The 26,818-nt window shown below is 36.2% G+C and carries 19 protein-coding genes and 2 pseudogenes; 16 read left to right on the top strand and 5 right to left on the bottom strand.

The features are described from left to right. Positions 1-29: 29 nt before the first annotated feature. The 7 genes and pseudogenes from cas10 (at position 30) to CYAN7822_RS30140 (ending at position 10,113) form a co-directional block, all read left to right on the top strand. Positions 30-2,930, top strand: a complete 2,901-nt coding sequence (gene cas10 / locus CYAN7822_RS30175; protein WP_013334740.1) for a type III-B CRISPR-associated protein Cas10/Cmr2 — start codon at positions 30-32, stop codon at positions 2,928-2,930. After that, entirely contained in the window at positions 2,923-4,086 is a 1,164-nt protein-coding gene (locus tag CYAN7822_RS30170; protein ID WP_013334739.1) for a type III-B CRISPR module-associated Cmr3 family protein, read from the top strand. The genes cas10 and CYAN7822_RS30170 overlap by 8 nt, the downstream gene beginning before the upstream one ends. 11 nt (positions 4,087-4,097) lie before the next feature. Continuing rightward, complete coding sequence (cmr4, locus tag CYAN7822_RS30165) at positions 4,098-5,126, top strand: type III-B CRISPR module RAMP protein Cmr4 (protein WP_013334738.1); 1,029 nt, start codon at positions 4,098-4,100, stop codon at positions 5,124-5,126. Continuing rightward, positions 5,126-5,605 carry a hypothetical protein gene (locus tag CYAN7822_RS30160; protein WP_013334737.1) on the top strand — a complete coding sequence of 160 codons (480 nt, stop codon included), beginning with the start codon at positions 5,126-5,128 and terminating at the stop codon, positions 5,603-5,605. The genes cmr4 and CYAN7822_RS30160 overlap by 1 nt, the downstream gene beginning before the upstream one ends. A 2-nt stretch (positions 5,606-5,607) precedes the next feature. Then, positions 5,608-7,695 carry an RAMP superfamily CRISPR-associated protein gene (locus CYAN7822_RS30155; protein WP_013334736.1) on the top strand — a complete coding sequence of 696 codons (2,088 nt, stop codon included), beginning with the start codon at positions 5,608-5,610 and terminating at the stop codon, positions 7,693-7,695. A gap of 197 nt (positions 7,696-7,892) precedes the next feature. Then, positions 7,893-8,491 (top strand): annotated as a pseudogene (locus CYAN7822_RS30150) (IS630 transposase-related protein); the annotation flags it as partial. A 176-nt stretch (positions 8,492-8,667) separates the two neighbouring features. Then, complete coding sequence (locus tag CYAN7822_RS30140) at positions 8,668-10,113, top strand: NF041680 family putative transposase (RefSeq protein ID WP_013334735.1); 1,446 nt, start codon at positions 8,668-8,670, stop codon at positions 10,111-10,113. Between the two features lie 183 nt (positions 10,114-10,296). Here CYAN7822_RS30140 and CYAN7822_RS30135 read toward each other — a convergent pair whose 3' ends face one another. From CYAN7822_RS30135 to CYAN7822_RS30125, 3 genes are all read right to left on the bottom strand, one after another. Then, positions 10,297-10,680, bottom strand: a complete 384-nt coding sequence (locus tag CYAN7822_RS30135) for a type II toxin-antitoxin system VapC family toxin (RefSeq protein ID WP_013334734.1) — start codon at positions 10,678-10,680, stop codon at positions 10,297-10,299. Further along, positions 10,677-10,895, bottom strand: coding sequence for a type II toxin-antitoxin system Phd/YefM family antitoxin (locus tag CYAN7822_RS30130; RefSeq protein ID WP_013334733.1), 219 nt, complete (start codon positions 10,893-10,895; stop codon positions 10,677-10,679). Before CYAN7822_RS30130 ends, CYAN7822_RS30135 begins: the two co-directional genes overlap by 4 nt. Positions 10,896-11,237: 342 nt before the next feature. After that, positions 11,238-12,320 carry a hypothetical protein gene (locus CYAN7822_RS30125; RefSeq protein WP_013334732.1) on the bottom strand — a complete coding sequence of 361 codons (1,083 nt, stop codon included), beginning with the start codon at positions 12,318-12,320 and terminating at the stop codon, positions 11,238-11,240. 92 nt (positions 12,321-12,412) lie between these two features. Between CYAN7822_RS30125 and CYAN7822_RS40695 the strand changes: the two genes are divergently transcribed. Together CYAN7822_RS40695 and CYAN7822_RS40595 are read left to right on the top strand one after the other, a co-directional pair. Further along, positions 12,413-12,478, top strand: a complete 66-nt coding sequence (locus tag CYAN7822_RS40695; protein ID WP_157872014.1) for a transposase DNA-binding-containing protein — start codon at positions 12,413-12,415, stop codon at positions 12,476-12,478. 16 nt (positions 12,479-12,494) lie between these two features. Continuing rightward, on the top strand, positions 12,495-12,665 hold the full coding sequence (locus CYAN7822_RS40595; RefSeq protein ID WP_083786951.1) for a transposase DNA-binding-containing protein: 171 nt from the start codon (positions 12,495-12,497) through the stop codon (positions 12,663-12,665). A 6-nt stretch (positions 12,666-12,671) separates the two neighbouring features. Here the strand turns inward: CYAN7822_RS40595 and CYAN7822_RS30120 are convergent, their stop codons facing one another. Then, positions 12,672-13,628 (bottom strand): hypothetical protein, encoded by a 957-nt coding sequence (locus CYAN7822_RS30120; protein WP_013334731.1) that lies wholly within the window; start codon positions 13,626-13,628, stop codon positions 12,672-12,674. Positions 13,629-13,902: 274 nt separating this feature from the next. Between CYAN7822_RS30120 and CYAN7822_RS30115 the strand changes: the two genes are divergently transcribed. Both CYAN7822_RS30115 and CYAN7822_RS30110 read left to right on the top strand, forming a co-directional pair. After that, the gene (locus tag CYAN7822_RS30115; RefSeq protein WP_013334730.1) at positions 13,903-14,991 is read left to right on the top strand and encodes an IS630 family transposase; all 1,089 of its coding nucleotides are present in this window, start codon (positions 13,903-13,905) and stop codon (positions 14,989-14,991) included. Between the two features lie 636 nt (positions 14,992-15,627). Next, positions 15,628-17,934: a TOMM precursor leader peptide-binding protein gene (locus CYAN7822_RS30110; RefSeq protein ID WP_013334729.1), complete on the top strand. Its 2,307-nt coding sequence runs from the start codon at positions 15,628-15,630 to the stop codon at positions 17,932-17,934. A gap of 29 nt (positions 17,935-17,963) precedes the next feature. Here the strand turns inward: CYAN7822_RS30110 and CYAN7822_RS39825 are convergent. Beyond that, positions 17,964-19,084: pseudogene (locus CYAN7822_RS39825) on the bottom strand (ISAzo13 family transposase). A 410-nt stretch (positions 19,085-19,494) separates the two neighbouring features. On the opposite strand from CYAN7822_RS39825, the gene CYAN7822_RS30090 reads away from it, so the two are divergent. The 5 genes from CYAN7822_RS30090 to CYAN7822_RS30070 all read left to right on the top strand — a co-directional run bounded on the left by CYAN7822_RS30090 (position 19,495) and on the right by CYAN7822_RS30070 (position 26,736). Beyond that, the gene (locus CYAN7822_RS30090) at positions 19,495-20,589 is read left to right on the top strand and encodes an amidohydrolase family protein (RefSeq protein ID WP_013334728.1); all 1,095 of its coding nucleotides are present in this window, start codon (positions 19,495-19,497) and stop codon (positions 20,587-20,589) included. Between the two features lie 139 nt (positions 20,590-20,728). Next, entirely contained in the window at positions 20,729-22,156 is a 1,428-nt protein-coding gene (locus CYAN7822_RS30085; RefSeq protein WP_013334727.1) for a hypothetical protein, read from the top strand. Positions 22,157-22,183: 27 nt separating this feature from the next. Then, positions 22,184-23,599 carry a SagB family peptide dehydrogenase gene (locus tag CYAN7822_RS30080; protein WP_013334726.1) on the top strand — a complete coding sequence of 472 codons (1,416 nt, stop codon included), beginning with the start codon at positions 22,184-22,186 and terminating at the stop codon, positions 23,597-23,599. A gap of 139 nt (positions 23,600-23,738) precedes the next feature. Beyond that, positions 23,739-24,440 (top strand): hypothetical protein, encoded by a 702-nt coding sequence (locus CYAN7822_RS30075; protein ID WP_013334725.1) that lies wholly within the window; start codon positions 23,739-23,741, stop codon positions 24,438-24,440. A gap of 34 nt (positions 24,441-24,474) precedes the next feature. Continuing rightward, complete coding sequence (locus CYAN7822_RS30070; RefSeq protein ID WP_013334724.1) at positions 24,475-26,736, top strand: TOMM precursor leader peptide-binding protein; 2,262 nt, start codon at positions 24,475-24,477, stop codon at positions 26,734-26,736. Positions 26,737-26,818 lie beyond the last annotated feature (82 nt).

The following is a 26,818-nucleotide window of genomic DNA, read 5'->3' as shown; positions in this document are numbered from 1 at the left end:
ATGATGAGCTTGAATAAATAAATTAAAATGTGAGTAAGTCTTATTGGGAAGCAAAAATTAGGGGAATTATTTACCCTTTCAGTCTAACAAAAATCCAAGAATTAATAGGTCAAACTAATGAGAATCAAGGTTATTGGAAAAAATCAAACCTTGTTTTATCTCAATCTACTCTTGACCCCAATATAATTACTTTAGCGGCAGAAATTGCTCATGCTAGTGACCGAACCGTTCTTAATTCTTTATCAATTTCCCTAGAAAACAATAATGATTTTAAGGTTTCTCATTTGCTTTCTGGAGACTCCCTAAACTTATCTTTATCTTATTCTAACTATCAAAAACTTTTAACCTCTGCTGCCTCTCAACAACCCTTGTCTCACTCTTCTTCGGAAAATACCAACACCATTGAACTTGAAGAAATAAAAGAACTCTATTGGTGGTTATGGCGTTGTTTACCAGAAATCATCTGTCAACAATTAGGTAATCAAGACAACTTTCTTCTTCCGGCTTCTCTAATTCTTCCTGATGCCTCCATTTGGAGTTATGCAAGTATTACCTCTGCAATCGCCGGTGCATTAGTTGGATATTCTCCCTCACAGCAACCCGAAAAAACTTCAAATCAACTTCAAACCCCTTATCTTGCAACCTTTAGCTTTACCCCTATTCAAGAGATTATCAAAGCCAGCCGTAAAATGAGAGATTTTTGGGCTGGTTCATGGGTTTTACACTATTTATCTGCCAAAGTTTGCTGGAAATTGGCGCAAATCTACGGTGCAGACTGCCTAATTTATCCCAGTTTATTTCAACAACCTTTAATAGACCATTGGTTAAGGAATAAATGGCCAAATTTCAGCCATTGGATTGATAAACCAACAGAAAAAGCCATTTTAACCGCAGGATTTCCCAATGTTATTGTTATTTTATTGCCCTCCGATAAAGTGCCAAGTGCCATGCAAACGGCGCGAGAAACAGTGATTCAAGAATGGTTAGTATTAGGCAAAAAAGTCTTTAAAGAATTAGAAAATAGACGTTGGACGAGAGAATTAAGCGAAAACAGTCCAACATGGCAAGAATGGTTAAGATATCAATGGCAAACCTACTGGACTGCCTTACCCATTAATAATAAAGTTGACCCGCTTACTTGGCAAATTAAAGAAAATTCCGAGGCATTTCAACAGTGGCAGGATGAATTAAACAGAATTTGTCAGTTAAATGAGGAAAATAAACTATTTAATCTGAAAGAACATCAATTTATCCAAGCTGTTGCCCAAGAAAAGCCAGATTTAAGAGTTAATATAGGGTCATGGTGGTGTTATCTCTTTGACCAATTACGCTTAACCGCAGGAAGCGTTAAAAATAGCCGTAATTGGTGTATTCCTAGCTCATTTTATCCCCGTTCGACCATTTCGGGCCTAGGTTCTGTTGTTTATCCTCAACCGCAAGATTATCGCCAACGAGTAACGGAAGGAGATACCCGTCAATATTGGCAAGAACAAGGGGGATTATTCGATGGAAATGAGCAACTTAACGCAACTGAAGTATTAAAGCGAGGATTACACCGAATTTTACCAGAATTATTATTTAATGACCCTAATAAAAAAATTCCTTATTATTATCCTGATTTAAGTTCAGGGGTTGCAGGTTGGTTAAAATCTTATCCTGATAGAGAATCTAACTTTATTAAAGCGTGTGAGGCAGTTAAAGCAAAATTTGATTGGACTTATCGTAAAAGACATAGTAACGATAAACGAAAACCCTTAGAATTTCCGGCCCTATTACCTTGGGGAATACCTTGGATAGATGAAGATAGCAGGCGAAAAACCTGGCCAAATCCTCGCTTACTCAATGCAGGATGGTTAATTGATGATTTTCCCCTAGATACAGACGAAAGCTTACAAATCCAAAAGGATGAAGCCGCAAAACTACGAAACTGCCTCAGCAAATATTTTAATCAAGGGAATAATCCCACTGATTGGTATGTTATCGCCACAGGAGACGGAGATGGCATGAGTAAATGGCTAAAAGGAGATAAACTTAACAATTATGCGGATTATATGTTCTTAAATCAGTCAATTTTAAATAATGAATCTATTAATACGGCTATTCAAGAAATTTCTGAAATAAAGAAACGTATGGGGCCATCTACCCATAATGCCTTGAGTCGTGCGTTATTAGACTTCTCCAATCGTCTTGTTCCCTATCTTACAGAAGAACGTTATGCAGGGCGCTTAATCTACAGTGGAGGAGATGACGTTCTTGCTTATACCAATCTTTGGGAATGGGATAACTGGTTATGGGATATAAGAGAGTGCTTTCGGGGAAAAGAAGACTCTAGAGGCGAATTTAATCATGAGGGTAACTACTGGAAGCGCAAAAACGATGATTCTCGTCCTCTTTTTACAATGGGAAAAAATGCCACCGTTAGCTTTGGAGTCGTTATTGCTCATCATTCTGTTCCCCTTGCGATTGCTTTAGAAAACCTTTGGGATGCTGAGAAAAAAGCGAAAAATTACCAACATCAAGATAAGAAAAAAGATGCGGTGCAAGTGCGAGTTTTATTCGGGAATGGGAATAAATTACAAGCACTCGCTCAATTTGATGTATTTTATCACTGGAAACAACTGATTGAGCTTGAATTAACTAAACCGATAGAACCCAGTTTATTTGAAATGGCGGCGCAACTATGGGAACAACATCCAGCGCCTTGTGTTAACGCCATCAAACCTTGGACAATTGCTTTTTGTGAGCGTAGAGAAGGGTTACAAGGGGAAGATAAAAAAAGTTTTCAAAATCAATTAGAAAATACCCTAACAGCAATTTATAATAACACTCCTGAACCTCCCGATAGTGAAATAAAAAACTGGTTAAAACTGGCGGCTTTTGTCTTACGAAATCGTAATATTAAACCAATACAAGGGGGAAATAATGAATAATTTAAAGTGGTATCGGATAACCCCCTTAGATGTTCTTTTATTTCGAGATGCAAAACCCTTTTCCCCTGGTGAAAGAGCATGGGCCGGTAGTATCTTTCCTCCCCCTGGTCACGCCATTGCAGGAGCGATTAGGGACTTAATTCAATCAAATATTACTATAAAGCTAACTGGACCATTTCTTACTTACAAAGATCAGCTTTATTTTCCATTTCCCTTTAGTTATGACCGAGAACACCTCTGTAAGAGGGAAAATAATACTGCTGTTCCTATTCCTGTAGTTCCCCTCAATTGGGATAACCTTCATCCCTTGCATAGTCTCCTAGAAACTGACCAAAATCTTCCTCAACCGCTAGTTTTTGAGAGTAAACATCCCTTTAATGACAAGTTAGAAGGTCAATATTCTGCTTATTTAGATTATGAAACGATTTTAGAATATTTAAAAACAAGTCAAATTTCAGTCGAAAAATGGCAAAAAAATCGAATTAAAGACAATGAATCCCCTCAACCTTGGAAAATAGAAACCCGTCCCCATAACACCATAACCCAAGGTACTCGTCAAGTGTTAGAGGAAGATGGTTACTTTGTGGAAAATACTATTCGTCTACAGGATGGATGGAGTTTAGCAGTAGGAATTAAAGCAAAAAGTGAAGACGAAAATTTAAAATTAACCGATAATTCTCAAATTATACGCTTAGGTGGTGAAGGACATCGTGCGATTCTTGAAAGCTGTCCCCAGTTAGGAGAACAATGGCAAGAACTAGAGAAAATATCGCAAGGAAATCAGAAAAAAGCCGGTAAAAAAATTGCTTACTTAGTCACACCTGGGGTTTTTGAACGAAGACAACGCAATAATCATCCTCATTGTAAACCGTCCCCTTGGGAATGGACGACTGCTTATCCCAACAATCCTACTCAAGAGAAAGGATACTTAGTCAGTTTTGCCACCGATAAACCGTTAGTTATTAGTAATCGAATGCGTTTTGGAGATAATATTAGCACTCCTGCGCCACAAGTTTATGCCGCACCTGCGGGTACTGTTTATTATTTGGAATCCAACTCAGAGATTATTTTATATCAAGATAGTAACGCCTCTAAACAAATTCAACGTTGGCGAGATTTAGGTTACAGCGAATTACTGTGGATTTCTTATCAATAGAAAGGAGGATTATGACTCAGTTAAATTGTGTTTACTTATATCTTTATTCTCCCCTTCATACAGGAGGAACAACTCAAGAAGGTAACTTAGTGGGAATTGCACGGGAATCCCATACTAATTTACCTTATATTCCCTCTAGCACTATTAGAGGACGTTTAAGAGCAAGTATTGAAGATAAAGACTTACGAGTTCAATTATTTGGGCCAGAATTAAAAGATATAGCTCCGCCATCTAACGAAAATTTATCTAATACTTCCGAAGAAGTAAGTAACAATTCTGAAGCTGACCAAACATCAAATAGTAATAATTTAGAACAAGGAGATATTTGGATAGGAGATGGTTCACTATTATGGTTTCCTCTTGCTTCTTTAAGTCATGGTGTGGTTTGGATTACTTGTCCTCGATTATTACAACGCTGGAAGCGCTATTATCCCTCATCTCTTTCTATTCCTGAATCTGGTTATTATACAAATTTGAATACAAAAAATCCGATTTATTTACGGGATGCTGTAGTCAAAGATGGTTTAAATAAGTGGGATGATTGTAACAAGTTTATTCCCAAAGATAACGTTAATACAGAGATTGATTCTGTTTTGCTTTTACCGAATCAGCATTGTGCTACTTTAATACAAATGGGATTATGGAGACAAGTTAAAATAAAATTAGATGAACATAAATCAGTTGAAGGCGGATTTCGTTACGAGGAAGCGATTCCTTCAGATACTTTAATGTATTTTCCTTGGGGATTAACAGCACAAGTTCGAGATGCTGACGAAATAGAACTTGAAAATGAAAATAGCAAAAAACAAAAAGAATTACACGTAAAACGGATTAAACTTGCTCAAAAATATCAAATAAAATCTCAAAAAGATATCGAGATTGTTAACAAACTTTTCAATAAACATCTAGAAAAGAAAAATCAACAAATTCTACAAATAGGAGGACAAGAAAGCTTAGGCAGAGGATTTGTTAAACAGTGGATATGGAATCCTAAAAATCCTTCTGAGCAAACTCAATCGCAACCTGCGGAGGTAAAATAATGATAGTTAAAATATTTGATCCAAAAGTATTGTCTGAACCCGTTTATGATGCTTTATCACAACTTAGACAAAAATATGATAAAGCTTTAGCTAGTAATATTATTAATAAAGAGCAACGGGATAGCCATCTCAAAGAACAAAAAAATCAAGCCGTTGAACTTTATACTTATCTCGCTACATGGGGTTTAATGCGGCTAAAAGCAGAAGAATTCGCTTTAAATAAGAAAAACCTTAATAGCAATTCATGTATTAAAGAAAGAGTAGAAACCTCCCAATATGGAAAACTAGAAGTTGTGCGGGAATTTTTTGAGTGTCTGAAAAAGTTAATTCCCGATTCAGAAAATAAATTAGAATTACGAAACTTAGCCAAAATGGATGTTGATGAATACTTAGGAATTATGGGATTAGGGTTAGCGATAGCTCAAGAATTTAGTTTTTGGGCAACGGCTATTTATTATGATATTAAAGGAGATGAATAGCCATGAAAAATGATCACAAATCTACTTCAAAAGCTTTTGAAAGACCTCCTAATCCAAAATCATCCAAATCTTCCCAATCTTCAATCCCTAAAAAAATGAATTTTTCCCCAATATTAAAAGACGAAAATTTATTTCCTTTTCTGATAGATTTTCAAAATTTACCAGACTTGCCAGTTGATGCAAGTTTTGTAGAATATTTACGCTGGATGAGAGAATTAAAAATCGAAGATTCAGAACAGAATAAAGCAGAGAATAATGCTACTAAATTACACTTGTTACAACTAGCACAAGACGAAAAATATGTCAATTATTCTAAATATTTAAAAAGAGCTAATCAGAGAATAAAAAATATTGTATCTCTTAAAGAAGGTCAAAAAATTATAGTAACTTGTCCTTGGCGGATTAGAGTAGGTGGACATCGAGGACCCGAAAGTATTTTATTACCCGCCTTTGATGCGTTAGGAATCCCTTTTATTCCATCTTCAACTTTGCGAGGAATTGCTAGAACTCAAGCAATTCGAGAGGTGATGAAAAATAATCCTGACTTATCATATCAAAAAGCAGAACAACATGAAACTATTATTGACCATTTTGGTTCTTTAGAGACAAAAGATAAAAGTAAACGTGAGGGAAAAGTTACGTTTTTAGATGCTTATCCTGTTGATGATAAGTCGCCATCGGGCGGATTAAGCTTAGATATTGCTAATAATGTTTGGAAATGGGGAGAAAATAATTTGCCAGAGTATCAACCAAATCCAAATTTATTCTTATCTTTAAAACAACCAACCTTTTTGATTGGAATAATACCTAATCATTATTGTGAAAAAAAGCAACTAAATAAAGTTGAAGAATGGTTGCTAAAAGGATTAGCAAGTGGTGTAGGTTCTCAGATAAATTCTGGTTATGGATGTTTAACTAAAAGTCGTAACTATGAAATTTGCGAGAACAACCAACAAATTTTATTAGAATTAGATTTTACCTTAAAAGGACAATTAATTAATAGTTATAAATCATATAATAATTTATCACAACCTTATAAGATTAACGGGGATAGAATTGAAAGAAATAAAAAAAATATTCCTAAACTCGTGGAAAGCTCCAAACCTGAAGTCAGACCAATTGCTTTTAAATCAATGTTACGTTATTGGTTTCGAGTCATTGCATTAGGAGTTTTGCCTAAAATACGAGTCAAAGAACTAGAAGCTTTTATTTTCGGAGGAATTGAACCTAAACATCAAGGATTGATACAAGTGCAAATACATGATTCTGATGACGGAAATTTACCAACTCAGAAAAAGTTTGGAACACAAAGCGGTAAACTGATTATCTTGGCATCTTATGAATTATCACAAGATAACTATCAATTATTAATTGATTTTATTGAAGCATTAACTTGGTTAATGTTTCATCTAGGAGGAGTTGGATTAGGTGCAAGAAGACCATTATATGAAAGAAAACGTTATAATGCTCAAGGAAACCGAGTTCCTCCTTATTGGCGGGGGGCAGACTTAAAAGCTGAAAATCAAGATGAATTTTGGAAGATACCTGAAACTATTGAAAAATTTGAAAAACGATTTCATGCTTGTCTTAATTGTTTTTATAATAATTTAAGTAAAATTCAAAATAGCTACGTTCAATTCAGGCAAAAGCTCCAACCATCAGTTAATCATGAGAATTACATAATTAACAGTCAATGCCCTCTAAAAGTTGAAAAAATAAAACCGAGATCTTGGGACGAGGCTCTTGATCAAAATTGTCGAGTTATAGTCTGTCAAGGAATAAGTAATAACTCGAAAAATTTTGCTTTATCTTTATTGCACAGCGAAAACTTAAATAAAAAAGATCTTAATTCTTCTGGAAAAAATAAATATTTATGTGGCGATGATGGTTGTCCATCTCCTGTGTTAGTTACTCATCTAAAAAACTATGAAGTTGTAGTAATTTTTGGAGCTTCTAAAATTTTAGAAAAACCTAAAAATGAAGGAGAAAAAGCCAAACAAATTAATCCTAGATATCAATATTTTACTGAGATTAAGCGACAATGTGAGCAGGTAAAAATACTTTGGGATGGTTTAGAATTCCCATCTTAAAGATGATGTATTTATAGCCTAGTAAGATGAGAAACTTAACAAAAATTCTTAACAACGTTCATTTTGAGTCACATTTGTATCTATATCTACACATAAGATTAAAGAACACCAAACCTTAATCAAAAACAGAAGTATAGCAACCGCCAGGGCGGTTGGGACACATTAATGATATAATCAAAAAAATTATCAATAAGAAGATGCCAAAACCATACAGTTACGCTCACGCAGTGGCGCGGAGCGCTCTACGTCAAAAGGTAATTCAAGCTATAGAGTTAGACGGGATGAAAAAGAGCGAAGCGGCTCAAACTTTTGGCATTAGTCGAAATACCATTAATTTATCGCTAGAAAGAAAAGCCAAAACAGGAGATTACAAAGCTTTACCTAATCAACCCCCCGGAAATGGTCATAAAATTACTGACTGGGAAAAATTTATTAAATTTGTCGAAATTAATGGAGATAAAACTCAAATTGAAATGGCCCAACTGTGGCCAGATGATATTAGCACTCGCACTCTATCAAGAGCCTTAAAAAAAATTGGCTTCACTCGAAAAAAAAAACTTATGGTTATCAAGAAAGAAATGAAGTAAAAAGGCAAGAGTTTAGAAAAGAAATAGCGGTATATAAACCCTCAGAAAAAGTTTATATAGATGAAGCCGGAATGGATAATAGAGAGGATTATGGTTATGGCTACAATGAAAAAGGGAAACGTTTTTATGCTCTAAAAAGTGGAAAAAGAGAAGGGCGTGTTAATATGATAGCGGCTTGGGAGGAGCTACTTCTCCTTCTTTTTGAATTTTTTGAATTTTCTGCTTAAGAGAGCGGATTAGACTCTTGATTTGCTTGGCTCTCCGAGTCGCTTCTTGACTGGTTTTCAAAAATTTTTGCCGATCCATTTTGCATTGGGTATGAGACTAGCCTAAGATTATATTAGCGCAAATTTTACGCTAATGAATATCGTTATTAGTAACCTCCATGAAAAATCAAGAGATTGAAAAGATAATTAGTGAGTTTTCCCGGTGGAGAGAAAATCTTTATAATGGACTTAATGCCCGAAAAGAAACTCTTATAGAGTTAATAGATGCCCTCTCATCAAATCAACAAGCCGCCTCGGTGGTAGAATTGTCTCTTAATCCTTTATTTAGACGAGATTATAACAGTTTATATAAAGGAATTCAAGAATTTTTGCCCCATCAAAATGAAAAGAGCTATTTAGAACAAATTAATCGTTTATTTGATGCTGCTTTTTTAACTATTAATCAAGAAAAATCCCGCAACTATAACTTATTAGGAATTGACACAACTCCTTACCCTAGGGCTTATTCAGCTACTTTAGCAGACAGAACCTTTATCCATTCTCCTAATCCTATTAAAGGAAATAAACCCATTAGTATTGGACATACTTATTCAGTTGTATGTGCTTTACCAGACCGAAATTTAACGGGCAATGTTCCTTGGGTAGTTCCCTTATCGGGAGAACGGCTTCAATCCCAAGAAAAAGCTACTCATGTCGCCAATCAACAACTCAAGAAAATTATTAAAAATTCTTTATTCCCTGCCAAGCAGTTATCAGTTTTAGTGGTGGATAGCCTTTATAGTCAACGAGATTTTATTGGAGAACAAGTTCAACATGAAAATTTAATTCCTATTACACGAGTCAGAAGTAACCGAGTATTTTATCGTCAATTTATTTCTCAAAAAGGTGACAGTCCCTCATCTGGCCATCCCCGTTGGTATGGAGATAAATTTGACCTAAAAGATGAAACTACTTGGACTAATCCTGATGAGGTTAGCCAATGCTTCTTTACCACTAAAAAAAATCGTCATTTGACTGTTACAATTTCAGCTTGGCAACAAATGTTAATGAGAGGAACTAAAAATTATAAAATGAATCAACATCCTTTTACTTTACTACAAATACTTGTAAAAGATGAAGCTGAGAATCTTATTTGGCAACCCATGTGGCTCATTGTTATTGGACAAAATCGTCATCAATTAAGCTTAGTTGATTGTTATCAGTCTTACCGGCAACGTTATGATATGGAACATTTCTTCCGATTTGGCAAACAAAGATTATTGATGACAGCTTATTCTACTCCCGATGTCGAACACGAAGAAAATTGGTTTAAATTAACACTATTAGCTTATGTTAATTTATGGGCTGCTAGACATTTAACGACTATTTTACCCCGTCCTTGGGAACAGTATTTAAAAACTAATGAATCGGAAAAAATTACTCCAAGTTTAGTTCAAAGAGATTTTCGGAGAATAATTTCAACTTTGGGGACATTTGCCTCTTCTCCCAAACGTCGGGGTTATTCTTGTGGACGTATTAAAGGTTATAAACAAGAGCTACGAACTCGCCATCAAGTTATCAAAAAAACACAAAAAAATCAACTGAGTAAAGTCACTACTTCTTAAAAGTCGCCAAGTAAGCTGTTCTTTTGATGATTACTCAGCCATTTTTATCGTCTGAGATAGAAAGGATATTGTTGCTTTTTAATTAGCGTAAATTTTACGCTAATTAATTTTTGTTTTGTCCAAAGTCCAACTGAACCCATGCGATTGATTATTATCTGTGATGGGATGAGATCGCTATGAACTTTAAATAAGCATGATAGAATATTGATGAAAAACTGAATCAACTGTAATGAGCGGAAAATTTTCCGCCATAGCTTGAGAAATAATGATACGGTCAAAAGGATCTCTGTGATGAAACGGTAAAGAAGCATTAATTTTAAGATGTTCTAACTTAATATTAAGTAAAATCACACGACTTTGGTTTACTTCCCTCTCAACAAATTCTTGATATGAAGGAGCTAACGTTAACTTCCCAAGGTTATACTTAATCGACATTTCCCAAAGACTTGCGACACTGAGATAACTAAAATTGTTTTCATCTTCAATTAAATCTTTGAGGGGATCGCTTAATTTGGGCTCATCGTTAACAAACCAAAGAAATATATGTGTGTCTAATAATAAATTCATTCCATATATTCCTGAAAATCTTCAAGAGGGTCATCAAAATCATCGCTCATCCATACTTTCCCCTTTGCACTTCCTCGTTTTAATGGTCGTTTGACCGGGGAGATTTTGGCTACGGGTTGGTCGTCTTGAGTAATAACAATTTCTTCTCCTTGAATAGCCAAATCAAGAAGTTTTGAAAGATTGGATTTAGCTTGAGCTATATCTAATTTAGCCATGAGGTTAAATCTTATTTAAAGAAGGTAATCGCCAACTTGGTAGTTTTTATGGATCGTAGCATTTCTATGGGAGAGCTATCCTTTAGCCACATATATCTTATTGAAAATATCAAGAAACCTAGAAAAACTTTGTACACAACTAGACGGATCACTTGGGGGGGTCAGAGAAAGAAAACGGTTGCCGCCAAAGAATTTTGTCCCCCTTTGACTTCTCTTTCAAGTCGCTCAAACCTGTCCATCAACTCATGTAGTTGTTGCTGCAACTGAACCAGTAACAGCCGATCGCGGAGCGCCACTTCGTGATCGGAAGTAGTTAGTGGACTATTAACTGTCGAACCTCCCCTACTCCTCCGCTTCGGTTGAGCCTGCCCCTGCTCCATCAACCGTTTGAGTTGGCGTTGTAACTCCTGGATGCGATTGCGTCGTGCGATCGTCCGTAACTCCGAGATCGGCATTCGCTCCAGTAGCTACAGCAGCTTTTTTCGTAAGATATGCCCCTTGACTAAGACCAAAAATGGACAGTATCGTCGTATCTACATCAGGTAATGTCACCAAACGGTGAAGTTCGAGGGTACCTAGAAAATTAAATAACTGTAACAGATAAACGACAACGGCAAGGAGAGTGATAAAACTCATTTGGAGGTCGCCAAAGTCCGTATTACCAGCATCGTCAGTGACAAAATCTTTAAGACCTGCATTATCAGAAGCATCTGGCTTACTACCTGGTTTGCTGTTAACTTGAGTTTGAGTAATAACTTTTGCTCCCCCGTAAGTCAAAACACTTACTCCCGATAAAAGCAAAAGGTTCTGAGGGATGTCAATTCCCCCAACAAATCCAAGCCCACCATTTATGGCACGCAAAGCATTTAATGAGACATAGCTCACTAGAAAAACAAAAAACCAGATTGCCATTTGAGACTTGGAATTACTAAGTCGTTTGTCTTGACCAACAAAGATATCATTTAAGTTCTTTCCAGTTACTTTTACCATCAGAAAAGTGATGATATAAAGCAACAATCCAGTAACTACAAGAGTGACTAAACGTAGTGGCCCATTCACAAATGATATCACCACAGAAACACTTTTAAGCTCGTTAGCCGTATCGTAATCAAGATTAACGAAATCGCCAACAGAAAATCCCCGCAAAATTGCTTGAAGCTCTGGCTTTTTGACAGAAATGGTTATTAATTGAGAATTTTGGCACTGAACTTGTAAACTCGATTGGTCTGTGGTGATAGCCTTAATTGTTCCTTTGTTAATAGTGGTTATCCCATCTTTAGAACTGGGACAAGCTACGGTGTCATTCAGCGCAACAGCGTGGGTGACGACTGTAAAGAGAAATGCCAATGAAAGCAAGGGGACTATCAAATATCGTCTGAAAGACTTCTTCGGACTAAGACCGTTTTTGCAGGTAACAATTTTCATGTTTTTAACTCCTGAAATTTGAATAATACAAATTATTATTAAATGTTAACCGAGGTAAAGTAAGAGGAAGAAGAAAAGATTAGAGGAGAGCCATGAGTTGGGCTACTGAAGAATTGAAATGGGCGAACTTAGGGGATAGAAGACTGAACAATCGATGAGTAACTATAGTGGAAGATTTGGCGGCACCAAATCGAATCAAGTATTCCCCAAGCTTGTAGAAGTCCAGCCGCGATGCCGGCAACTTATGACTTTTGGGCGAATGCAAGAGTCAAGGCGGATGATATTGTTAAAGCCCAGAGAGAACGAGTATTAGAATTAATCGAAGACGAGAGGACTTTTTTTTGAGCTTAATCACTTTTGGCCTGGGATTATCACCTGCTTGATTGGGTTTCCCTGATTTAGATTGACTAATTTAACTTCTTTACCATCTTTCTTGACTTGCGTATCCTCTGGAAAAAGAGGATGAATACCTGCATTTTCTGGTGCATCAAATAGCTCTCCTGTAAAACCATCAGCGTTATGGGGAGAACCATATTTGAAAATTAACATTCCTCCCTTCTCTTCAATCCACAGGGGCGCAATTTGCACCCCAAAAATTAGGTGTTTGTTTCCTTTAAAAGTAACCACATTTTCAGATTTCCTGGAAGCTTCATAATTCACTCCTGCCAAAACTCCTTTTGATATTGGAATATCAAGATTAACTTTCACCTCTTTGTCATCGTATGCCGAAACACTAAAGCTATTCGATTTCAGTGTTTTAACAACGACAGAAAACAAAAGATGCGGATGCCTTAATCCTCGTTGTATGGGAGGAAGAAATTTATCCTCTTCTTGAATTTTTTGAGAATTTATCTTTAGTTCTTCCCCAAATTCCGGTGCGTCGACAGTTTGCCCTGTTCGCAAATATCTGGCGAGTTGTCCGACTGTGGTTGCATCGCAAAGAATATTGTCAAAGGAAAATTTAACTTTCCGAACTGTTTCATAGCTAAAACCAAAGTCTTTGAGAATGTCATTCTTGATGCCGAATTGCTGAAGAATTCCATTGATAATCTCTGTGCCAAACTCAAACCCAAAACTATCGGTAACAAGTCCTTCAAGATGTGGATCTTTAACTTGACAATCGGTTTTAATATCAGGTGTCAGCCTTGGGGTAAAAGGTTCTATCAGATCAAGAATAGAGCCTAACGCTTCCAAATAATCACTGTCACGCATACGCATGAGAAGAAGAGGGTTAATTCCTTCCATTGGTAATTGAATGGCATTAAATCCAATACTACTAAGATAGTTAATCGCTTTATCCTTACACATTTTAAAACCTCTTTTTATCTGGAAGACTTGGAAGACTCAATTCTGATAGGCATCCAGGGCTATTTCATTCTAAAAAGTGTCAAAATATGCTTCAGTCCATAACCACAATATCTCCGTGCTTTGGCCATGTTAGTAAATCCGGCTTCTCGGTAGAGATTGATGGCTAAATTTCTGGTAAGCTGCTATGCAGCTTATGTGCATAAAATAGAGATAGTAACATAATAGCAAACGAGTTTGGAGGAGTCGGAAGTGCCAGCGAAAAGTTTTTTTATCTTTGGAGCAAAAAGAAAAATTACAAAAAACTTTACGAGAAAGCCAATGTCCTCATGTGAGAGAACGAGTATTGATAATATTATTAATGGATGATGGCAAAACTTACCATGAGATTAGTCAATTTTTAGGAATAGCTTATCGAACAGTAGCTTATTGGGCTATTCATGGTGATCCAGATAACTTAGAAAGTTTTATTGATAAAAGAAATCAAGGAAATTTTAAAAAAGTGACTGACGAATATATTAATTTACTTTTAGCTGTAATTGAAAAAAATCCCGAAGAGTTGGGTTATGAATTTGGACGTTGGACAGCAGCAAGATTAGCAAGCTATTTAGAAAAAGAAACGGGAATTTGTTTAAGCGGCTCACAAGTAAGGAGGATTTTACAGAAAAAAAAGTACGTTTACCTTTGGGCTAAATATAGCTTAGAAGATAAGCAAAATCCTGTGTTAAGAGAAGCATTTAAAGAAAAATTACAAGAGTATATAAAAATAAGCATTTTCAAGCCAAATTCATGTCAAATATGGTTTTGGGATGAAGCGGGCTTTAGTTTACGAGTGATTAGACGAAAACAATGGTCTAAAAAAGGGACAAGAAGAAAAGTAGCAGGACAAAGAAGAAGAGGAAGGGTTAATGTAATGGGAGGATTGCGATATACAGATAAAAAAAGATTAGCTTATTTTATTGAGAAAGGAAATGCTATAACTTTTTACGAACAGATGGTTAGTTTAAACGAATTTGTATTAAGCGAATGGGTTATAGAAGGAAATCAAGCTGATAAATTTGTTCAATTAGGTCCAAAGATAATTGTCATTCTTGATAACGCTTCTTTTCATAAAAAAAAAGAAATTTTAGCTCAAATCGAAAAACAAATGCCAAATATAAGGCTAGAATTTTTGCCTCCTTATAGTCCAGATTATAATTTAATGGAATTAGTGTGGCATTCTGCAAAAGAATATATTGCTAATAAATTATTTGAGTCAGTTGAACAATTGAAATTTTTATTAGATAAATTATTAAATCAAGGAGAACTTATTATTAAATGGAGACGCAAAATTAAAAATAAAGGAAATTCTGTTTATGCAATTTAGCTGCGTAGCAGCTTAATTGCCCACAAAGAAAGAAGAAAACCAATTCGGGTTCGAGAACGATCTTCTCCAAAAGTAACATCTCTGATATAATGAACACGATTTTCCACTCCCCAATATCCTCTAATTTTTTCAGCTTTCTTGAGAAGCTGATTCTCGTTATCTCTATTTTACCTCAATATTCTACCATCTAGAATGAAATAGCCCTGAAGAAATGTAACTGAAGTAATAATAATTTATCGAAACTAGAAGAGTGAAGTATTAACTGCTGAGTATCCATAATTTGTGTTACTTCTTCTGAGGCTGTTACCGAAAAATTAACAGCTTTAATTCTCTGTATTTTAAAGTATTTAACTTTTACTTAAGAATAAAACGAGATATGACTAACACTCGCAACAGTACAACGCTATTGTTGTTGTTATTTATAATTAAATGAGATTTAATGCTATTGCGAGTGCGGGGATTTTCGGCTCGGATCTGTTAAACTAGACAAATGAGGAAGAAGTAAAACAAATAATGGAAATGATAGGGGGACATCCGGCATTGATTCATTTAGAAAAAATTGAGCAACAACAGTTTTGAGCTATACCAGTAATATTTCAAGAATCAACAAGAGTAAAAACTAGTAAAGTTAAAAAAATGCTAAAAAAACCTTATTTAAATCCTTCATACTATGTTGAAATTTTAGAACCCAACATAGTATTTTTTGTAGCCGAGAGAAACTCTTTTTGTCTTCAGGATCTTCTTTATTATCACTTAGTTTCTTTGATTGATGGTCAACGAAGTATTGAGGAAATTATTGAAATTCTTCAATTAGAGCTACTGCAAAACTTACCTGGTTCTCCAGAACCTCCTAACTTTTTTCAAAATCTTGTTAATATTAGTATCAATATCCAAAAAGCTCTATATTTCTTGGAACAACAGGGTTGTATTTTGGAAAAAGATGACTCCCTCCCCTCTCATTTAGTTATTTTTTGCCACCATCTAAATATTTCTCCAATTAAAGCCCACCAGCAATTACAAAAAACAAAAATAAATGTAAAAGTATTAGGCTCGGTTTCAAAATATGACTTCATTGCTATTTTAAAATCTTTACATATTAAAGTTGCTGATGAAGGAGATTTAACCGTAGTTTTAACCGACGACTATCTGTACCCAGAATTAAATGAATTTAATCAAAAAGCTTTAAAGTCTCAGTCCCCTTGGATGTTAGTCAAACCTTTAGGAACAATGTTATGGATAGGGCCTTTATTTGAACCTGAAAAAACTGGCTGTTGGGACTGTTTTGCACAGCGATGGCGTAATAATAGACCGGTACAAGGGTTTATTGAAAGACATAAAAATACTTCAACGCCTATAACTCCTACCCCTGGTTTTTTAGCTTCTACAGTGCAAACTGCCCTTACAATGGCAGCTACAGAGGTTTTTAAATGGATTATTCAAAAAAGAAATCCGCAATTAGAAGGCACTATCATCACTTATGATACTCTTACGCTTCAAACCCAAAATCACATTCTCGTTAAGCGTCCTCAATGTCCGAGCTGTGGCAAAATCTTCAGCCTATTAAATCAGAAACCTTTACCAGTTGTTTTAGGACATCGTAAGAAAACTTATACTACAGACGGAGGACATCGGAGTTGCTCTCCTGAAGAAACTCTCAGGAAACATCAACATCACATTAGTCCTATTACTGGAGTTGTGCGGGAATTAAATAAAATACTCGGCAATGGATTAATTCATACTTATATTGCTAAACATCATTTTCGTAATATTTTTGATGATTTAGAAGGTTTACGTCAAAATATTGGTGGTAGAAGTGCAGGAAAAGGCAGAACAGATAGCCAAGGAAGGGCTAGTGGCTTTTGTGAAGCTATTGAGCGCTATTCTGGAGTGTTTCAGGGGGATGAAATTCGAGAAAAATATAGTTATGAACAATTGGGAGAAAAGGCAATTCATCCTAATACTTGTATGAATTTTAGTGAGCAACAATATCAAAACCGAGAACAATGGAATGAGAAATGTCAAGGGTGGTTTCAAAAAGTTCCTGAACCGTTTGATGAAAAAAGAGTAATTGATTGGACTCCTGTATGGTCTTTAGCTCAACAAAAGTTTAAATATTTACCGACTGCATACTGTTATTATGGGTATCCTCAATCTGCACCTTTAGATTGTTGGGCTGATTCTAATGGATGTGCCGCAGGCAATACCATAGAAGAAGCGATTTTGCAAGGGTTTATGGAATTAGTAGAACGGGATTCTGTGGCCTCGTGGTGGTATAACCGCTTATCAAAACCTCAAGTTGATTTAGATAGTTTTGATGACTCTTATTTTCAACAGTTAAAGCAATATTATAAAAGTCTAAATAGAGATTTATGGGTATTAGATACTACCAGTGATTTGAATATTCCTTGTTTTGCTGCTATTAGTTCTAAAAAATTTAGAGAAGTCGAGTATATTTTATTAGGATATGGGGCGCATTTTGACCCCAAAATTGCTATTAGTCGCGCCTTAACTGAGGTAAATAAAACATTACCTAATGTTTTATCTTCTGAAGAAAATGAAACAACAAATTATCCGCCTTTTGCTGACCCATTGGTTGTTAAATGGTGGCAAACAGCAACTTTAATTAATCAATCTTATTTAGTGCCGGATCTGCAAATGATGGCTAAAGAAAATAAGGATTATTTATCATTAGCGAGTGATGATTTATTAAATGATGTAAAACTTTGTCAGCAAATTGTTGAAAATAAGGGAATGGAATTGTTAGTTTTAGACCAAACTCGTCCTGATATTGGCTTAAGAGTGGCTAAAGTTATTGTGCCAGGAATGCGCCATATGTGGAAGCGCTTGGGAGCAGGAAGATTGTATGATGTTCCTGTTAAGATGGGATGGTTAAAAAAACCTTTGAAAGAAGAGGAATTAAATCCTATCCCTATGTGGATGTAAGGGACTTGCGTTAAAATAACATACCCAATTTAGGGAGGAACAATAGTCACATCCCACTTGGGCAAACTTTCAGAGGATTGCCAGAATTGTTGAAAAATTTTCAACTCAGGGGATTTCACTGTTACACCTTTTTCATAAGTTTTTTCTATTAAATGTATCTGAGGGTGATTTCCTTTCCAAGTCATATTAGATGCCCAAGACAAGGCCGCTTCTCTTGAGTCTAAAATTGCTCCATTCCAGTAGTTCTCTAAAATTGCCCAGCATCGCTCCACTGGATTATACTTACTATGATAAGGTGGATAATAAATTAAACGAACCCTTAATTGTGTTTGTCAACAAAATTGAACTATTCTTTTAATAAATTGGCTTCTATTACTACGCTGTGCTATGCCATTATCTAGATTGATTACTAACTCTTCTATCCCCAAATATAAGCTTTTATTGTCCTGCCACCATCTGGCTAAACAGTCGACAATAAAATCGGGGGTCTCGGCTGAAGTCCCAAAATATATAGAAAATTTATCGCCACTAACGTCGAGAATTCCTAAAGGAACTAAAACCTCAGACCATTGGTGATCGTGGTCATCCGCTTTGAGTGGCTCAATCATTCTACTTTTTCCTTCTCTTGACAAATTACCGATTTTTACCTTAGCTTTAGAATCAAGGGAAATTCTTAGAGTTTTAGGGTTATTATCAGCCAATGAATTAGCTTGAGCTACATTATTAAAAATCGCATTCGTTTCAGGAATTTTTTTTAGGGGTTTGACTTTTTGTGTTTTTTTAAACGATAACCCATCCGATTTAAAATATCTCCAATAGTTTGACGGCAGGGTAACTCTTCGTTTCTGTATCCTTTTTTTTCAATTAAAGCTTCTCTGACGGCTCTAGCACTGATTTTAGCATAAGCAAACGTTGATTGAAATTTAGGATCGGCTTGTGAATATATCTCTACTAAGCTTTTTATATCTTCTTCTAAGTTGAGCAAAATTTTTTCTGTTTTTTTTCTTCCTCTTCCTCGGTAATTATTAACACAAATGATTCCCGTTTCTAATTCTTTTAATCCAGTAGTTATCGCTTGCCTTGACCATCCTAATTGACTTTCAGCTTTCCGCGCAGAAGATTGAAAATAATCTTTGGCTACTTGTGCCATGAAAGCTCTTTTCTTAACGCCTGTTAGCAATGATGCCGCATCTTTTAGAGTACACTTAATTTTTTCGCTTAACATCTATAAATATTTTGATAGGAGGTGCGCTTACACGCACGGAGTTAGGCGAAGCCTAGCGCAGCGACACTGCCTGTTCACAATTCTAGTTTAACTGGTAATGTATTTACACGCAAGTCCCTAAGTTGGACTTCGACTTTTTTTTAACCTTATCTTAACCCTTAAAATTTTTTGGCAAAGTAAACTGATTGAAGTTACTTAACTAAAGAGAATTTAAAAAACTTCAAAAAGGCGATCGCTCTCGTTATTCCCTTCTATTTTTAAAATCAGCGATGGTCATTTAAGCAAGCTTGTAGCACAATAACTTCAAAAATTCAGATATTCCTTTAAAAATGTCTATGATCAACGGCTACAAAATTATTGATGCAGATTCCCATGTTATTGAACCTCCCGAAATCTGGGCAAGATACCTTGACTCAAAATTTAAAGACTTTGCCCCCTCCCGAGACATGAAAGTTAAAGGAGAACTAATTACCGAAAAAATCTCCTTACAAGTCCAAGAAGAAGGCAATAAGCAGATGATGCAAGCTCATCCTCATGCTTATCTCAACCGCTACAACCCTGAGTCCCATGTTCAAGCAATGGTACAAATGGGGATAGATATTGCCTTTATCTATCCTACCTGTGGTCTGTGGCTTTTTGCGATCGATACTTTGCCAGCAGAAGTGGTAGGGGCGTTCACCGATGCTTATAATACTTGGCTATACGAAGAATTTTGTCGCTATGATCCTGAGCGCTTAAAAGGAGTCGGCGCGATTAATTTTCATGACCCAGAGAAGATGGTTAAAGAAGTACACCGCATTGCCAACTGGGGCTGGAAAGCAGTTTTTTTGCGCCCTAATCCCGTTAAAGGTAGAATTTTGAGCGATTTGTCCTATGATCCGTTTTGGACAGCTTGCGAAGAGTTAAACATCGCAGTGAGCATTCATGAAGGTACTCATAGCCGCTTACCGACTACGGGGGCAGATAGGTTTAATACCCGTTTTGCACTTCATGCCTGTTCTCACCCGATGGAACAAATGATGGCTCTGTTGACATTAATTGAAGGAGGGGTTTTAGAGCGTCATCCTAAGCTTAAAGTGGGGTTTTTGGAGTCGGGTTGTGGTTGGCTTCCCTATTGGTTATGGCGATTAGATGAGGAATACAAAAATTTATATTGGGAAGTGAAAGATTGTGTAAAAATACTTCCCTCAGAATATTTCCGCCGTCAATGTTATATTGCCGTTGAGCGTTCTGAACCTTATCTTTCTCAAATAATTGAATATATTGGCTCGGATAATTTAATTTTTGGCTCTGATTATCCCCACATGGATCATAACCCCGATGTTGTTATTGATATGGTCGCTTTTGAAGGACAATTATCTAAACCTGTTCTTCAAAAAATTCTATGGTATAATTCTAAAAAGTTTTATGGTTTAATATCAATAGAGTGATCGTATTTTTTCAGTCGAGGCTGTTAATAAGCAATCCTTACTAAATTGAATTTAGAGGTAGAATTTTAACTAAAAGTTTCTCAAGGTTTTGTAAATATTATTATATCTATCCTTTTGGAAAGTCTAAATAAGTAATGAGATGAATAAAATAAAGCGTTTAATTTTAGGTTTGATAGCAATTTGTATAGTGATTGTAGTAGGGTTAGGAATTAATTTGAAAGTGGTAGCGAATCCAAAACCGCCAGAATTAAATTCTAATCTATCCACGCCAGAATTAAATTCTACTCTACCCACGATAGTTAACGGATGTAGCACTTCTGATATGGCGTGCCTTATACCTTTTGCGTGGCAAACATTCTTAGCTCTTAATTGGCCAACAGATGGACAAGGCAAACCACTTGAACACTTGTGGGATAATCCAGATGCTCCAAGACAATGGGAGTTTTATCAGCGTCCCGAGGAAGTATTTAGTCCCGCTCAACAACCATTGAATTCACCATTAAAATTAGATGGAGAAATTCTTCTTCTGCTCTCTAAGGGACAAAGGCTATCAGAAAATGAACCTGGTTTAGCAGATTCATTTTTAGAGCCGATAGGATACCCCTTAATTGACCAAACACATAATTATATTATATATGATATTCGGCTCAACAAAAGTGAAGCAAACCAAATTATTACCAACCATTGGTATAACATTCAATGTTTAGAAAAAATTCAGGATTCTTTAAAGTTTGCAGCCGATAATACATCTGGGTATCCACTAGAAATCAAAACTGCTTGGCGAATTTTAAGCTACATCAATAATTCAACGGATTCAGGCCAAGAAATCGATGAAAGCACTTATTATACCGTCAAGCGAACGGTTATTATTCCCAAAGATAAAGTATATAATCCTAAATCTGTTCTTTCAGAAAACACGCCTGTGGACACTCCAGTAAAGTTAAAGTTAGGTTTAATTGGCTTTCATATTGCCTATAAAGTGCCTATTGACGGTTTAAGAAACAAGAAACCCCAATGGGTATGGGCTACTTTTGAACATATAAGCAATAGCCCCTCAGTCCCGGATAATATTAATCTAACACAAGATCAAAAATATACTTTGTACGACCCGTTAATTGGGTGCCTTCCAGGAAATTGTAATACACCTATTAAGACCCCCTATTATTTCAATGTAAAGCAATCGCCTTCTGCTGTAGACCAAGACGGAAAACCACAACGTCCCACCCAAGTCGTGCGAGAAGAGAATCTAAGCATGACTAATTTCTTGGACGACAAATTCCAGCTTGCGACATTATTCCCTGAACTTCCTGAACTTAAGGAGACTGTTTGGAAGAATTACCAAATGAGGGGGGCTATTAGCGTTCAATGGCAATATCAACCAATTCCAAATTATTTAGCCAACTCAGCAATAGAAACTTATGTTCATGAAGAAGACCAATCTTGTTTAGCTTGCCATTCTAATGCCAAAGTAACCATAGAAAAAAATATTGATATTCATACTGACTTTAGTTATCTCTTTAAGTACAATGCCCAACGTTGGAGCAATTATCATTGTCCCGATTCCTAGTTATACTCTCTAATTTTCAGAAAAATCATGTCCTACTCCTTATTTCTTTCATTTAGAAAAGATGTTTCTCTAAAGCAAAAACTTGAAGCAGAATATGTTCTTTTTGCAGTAGATATAAGCTTGAAACTGCCCCCTCTGTCATCGGGCGAGATTGCTGCACTAGAAATCTTGCTTGCTGAAGGTGCGACCCGTGATCGTCTGAGTGAAGTTATACTAGCAAAAGATGGTTTTTCTGAACTGACAACATTTTTTTATTATCTTGAAAAATTTATTCATCTTGGACTCATCTGCCATACAATATCTATTAACGGGTTGCCTCTAGCAACAATTATTCCTTGTTCGCCAGCTTGCCAGCTTCGGTTTAATGAATTAGAACCAAATAAAGAATATATTCTCTCTCGCTTTGCTTATTTGCATAAAGAAAACGAGCAAATGATTCTAGAATCTCCCTTGTCTTCTGCACAAATTTTGTTAGCTGACTGGCGAGGAATAGCTCTCATTGCTGAAATGACTAAACCTCGAAATGTTCAAGAACTTTCTTCTATAATACCTGGACTTTTAGCAGAAAATGTGCAAGTATTATTAGTTTTTTTATTGACTGCTGAAATGATCTATGAAGTCAAAAATGGTGCGATTCTCGGACAAGAAAATAGCGAAGTTTTAGATCAATGGGAATTCCACGATCTTCTGTTCCATTTTAAAAGTAGAAGAGGAAGACATTTAAATCCTGTCGGAAAAACCTATCATTTTTGTAATAAGTTCGAATCTCTTCCTGTCATTAAACAAATAACTTTAAACGAGCGGATAGATTTGTATAAACCAGACCTAGAAATAATTAAAGAAAATGATTATTCTTTTTCTCTAGTCTTGGAAGAACGGGAATCTATCAGACATTACGGAGAAAAGCCATTATCAGCCGAGCAAGTAGGAGAGTTTCTTTATCGTTGTGCCAGAGTTAAAAGTATTTTTGCCAAAGACAATCGAGAATGTAGCAATCGCCCTTATCCCAGTGGCGGAAGCTGTTATGAGTTAGAGCTTTATCTAGTCATTACAAGCTGTAAAGGAATTGAGCCGGGTTTTTATTATTATTACCCAAAAGAACATCAATTAGGCAGAATGTCAAAGATTAATTCTCACTTAGAAAAACTTGTAGAAGATGCAAAATTGGCTGTTCCACTACAGACCTCTCCTCAAGTTTTAATCATTATTACCGCCCGATTTGCCAGAGTTTCCTGGCTCTACGAATCTATGGCTTATAGCCTAATTCTAAAAAATGTTGGCGTTTTGTATCAAACGATGTATTTGGTGGCAACGGCTATGAATTTAGCCCCTTGTGCTTTGGGCACTGGCAATACCGAATTATTCGCTATTGCAGCAGACATCTATAGCTATGTTGAATCGTCCGTCGGAGAATTTGTTTTAGGGAGCAAGCCTAGCTATTAGGGCAAAAAGTTCTATTAGAATTACCTACTCAAAAAAAAATTAAGTATTGATAAAATTTTTGCTTGTATGATTGATTTAAAATTATATCTAATAGTATAATAACGATTATATAATTTTTTTCTTACAAAGAAATAAAATCATGAATGAATCAAGCTTCTTGACGGCAAAAGCAATAGCGAAGTTAAATTTGGAAGAATCGGATTTAACTGATTCTAACGTAAACGTAAATAAAATGCTAGAAGCATTCGGGGGCATTGCTAAGGAAAATTCATTTCTTGGCGACTTTCCCACGCAGCTAAAAACTGCGTGCAAACAGTTGTCCCAACTTATAGCTTGGATGTGGTCTTCATCAATAGGAACATCGCTAGATGAGCAAACACTCAAAAAAGCTTTTAATTCCGTACTTAAATATCAAGCATTTACTAACACTCTGGAGGGAAGCGATGCAATATCAGCCTTGCTACTAGGAAATAACCAGGATAAAAATATAAACTCTATTGGCCAAAAACTTGAGTTTGAGATTCCATCAATAACATTGAAAAAGGTTTATGAACAATTGACTAAGAATGCTGTTCCCTATGCTTTTACACAAGAATACGTTAATCTTTTTTATTCCAAGGTAAACCCATATTTAGGGGAAGAAGGTATATTTTATGACTTCTTCGGAACGGAAAATCCGACAAGAGAACCAAGATTTGTAGTTATTATTTCTCTTCCCCCCAAACCAGAACTAAGCGATTTTACCGTAACTGAAGAGGAATTAAAAAATTGGGCAAATGAAACAACAAGCTACTCGCCACCTCACTTTAATCCTTACATACCAATTTCTGCTAGTACATAGCTGGCAAAAATATCAAGACTAAAAGTGAGGTAATGTGCTTAATAAGCCGAGTTTGAGGGTTAGTTTAAAATTTGAAACAACTGAACAAGATAAAATTTTGCTTTTATCTGAGAGAGCTTCGAGTTTACTTGAAGGCCACCTCTATCAGTTAATAATTCCCTTAATTGATGGTCACCGTACAGTTGACGAAATTATTCAACTCGTGCAAAATAATTCGCCCAATCCCATCCCTAGTAGCTATGTTTACTATATCCTAATGGATTTAGAAAAAAAAGGCTACATTGTCGAGAATCAAGATTATTTTTTATCCAATTGGGCAGTTTTTTGCGATGGTTTAAACTTAAATTTAAGGGAAGTTCAAAACAAATTAGAAGCCACAAAGGTAGCAGTTAAATCTATTGGCTCTGTTCCTGCATCAGCGCTAATTTCTATCCTTCAAACCTTACAGATAGCCGTTTCGAACGATGAGAATGGAGAGCTAGAAGTTATCTTAGCCGATGACTACCTCTGTAACGAGCTTGATATCATTAATCAGCAAAAGATTAAACATTCACGCCCTTGGATGTTGATTAAGCCACTAGAAACCCTTCTTTGGATAGGGCCGATATTTCAGCCAGGAAAAACCGGCTGTTGGGAATGTCTGGCCCAACGAATTAGAGGAAATAAACCCATTGAAAGCTTTCTCCAGAAGCGGCAAAAAACTTCTTCAATGCCCCCGTTAGCTTCTCTCCCTTCAACCGAGCAGATAGCCTTGAATATAGCAGCCACCGAAATTTTCAAGTGGATTGTTCGAGGAAGAAACGAAGGGTTAGAAGGGAGACTACTGACCTATGACACTTTCTCTCTAAACACTAAACACCACGTCCTGACCAAGCGCCCTCAGTGTCCCTGCTGCGGAGATCCTTCCTTAATGACAAAACCTCTGTCTATTATCTTAGGAAGCCGGCAAAAAACTTTTACTACAGATGGTGGACATCGTCATTGTCCCCCAGAAGAAACCCTCAAAAAATATCAACACCATATTAGTCCCCTGACTGGAGTAATCCGAAATTTAAAAAAAATATCCCTTAACTCGAAGGATTTTACTCACATTTATAGGGTAGAACACCATTATGCTACAATGTTTGATAGTTTTGACGACTTACGGAAAAATTTAGGCGGGATAAGTTCTGGTAAGGGAAAAACAGACTTGCAAGCGCAGGTAAGTGGACTAGGCGAAGGGATAGAGCGATATTCTGGCGTTTTTCAAGGAGACGAACCCAGAGAAAAGAAAAGTTACCAACAATTGCGGGATAAAGCCATTCACCCCAATGCCTGTATGAACTTCAGTCCAGAACAATATAAAAACTGGGAAGCGTGGAATGCTACTCATCCGAGTTACTGTGAAAAGATTCCCTATCCCTTTGATGAAGGGAGAAGCATTGATTGGACTCCCGTTTGGTCTTTAACCCATCAAGAATTTAGATATTTACCCACAGCTTATTGCTATTTCGGGTATCCCAAACCCCCTAAACCTGATTGCTGGGCAGACTCCAACGGCTGTGCGGCTGGCAATACCTTAGAAGAAGCTATCCTACAAGGTTTCATGGAATTAGTTGAGCGCGATTGTGTAGCCTTATGGTGGTATAATCGCATTAAAAAACCAGAAGTAAATTTAGAGAGCTTTGAAGAACCCTATTTTCAAAACTTAAAACACTATTACCAGATTCTCAAGCGTGACCTTTGGGTTTTAGACATTACCAGCGATTTTAACATACCTGCTTTCGCTGCTATCAGCCGCAGAATAGATCAAGAGATAGAAGATATTATATATGGTTTCGGAGCGCATTTAGAGCCAAAAATAGCCATTAGCAGGGCTTTAACTGAAGTCAACCAAAACTTGATGAACGTAGGAACGGCTAATGCAGATGGTAGCACCCGATACCCCGTCTACAGTGAACCTTTGGCCTTGAACTGGTGGAAAACTGCAACCATTAAAAATCAACCCTATTTAGCTCCAGACCCGCAATTAAAAGCCAAAACATGGAGAGACTATCCTCAAGTTTGGAGTAATGACTTGCTCGATGATGTTAGAACTTGTCAACAATTGGTCGAAGCTAAGGGTATGGAAATGCTGGTATTGGATCAGACTCGCCCAGACATTGGCTTAAAAGTCGTTAAAGTAATAGTTCCCGGTATGTGCCACTTTTGGAGAAGATTGGGTTCAGACAGACTTTATAGAGTTCCAGTCCAAGTAGGTTGGTTAAAAGAAGCCTCGACAGAAAATCAATTAAATTTCTGGTCTATCTGGATCTAATTAACGGAAGAGGAACTCAAAATGTAGATCCTAAACAAAATATTATTAAGCAAGTAGTAGCAATAGAAGAGCAGTTGGCCAA

The sequence above is a fragment of the Gloeothece verrucosa PCC 7822 genome, assembly GCF_000147335.1.
Classification (GTDB): domain Bacteria; phylum Cyanobacteriota; class Cyanobacteriia; order Cyanobacteriales; family Microcystaceae; genus Gloeothece; species Gloeothece verrucosa.
The sequence above is the reverse complement of the archived record's forward strand: the minus strand, read 5'-3'. Positions and strand labels throughout refer to the sequence as shown.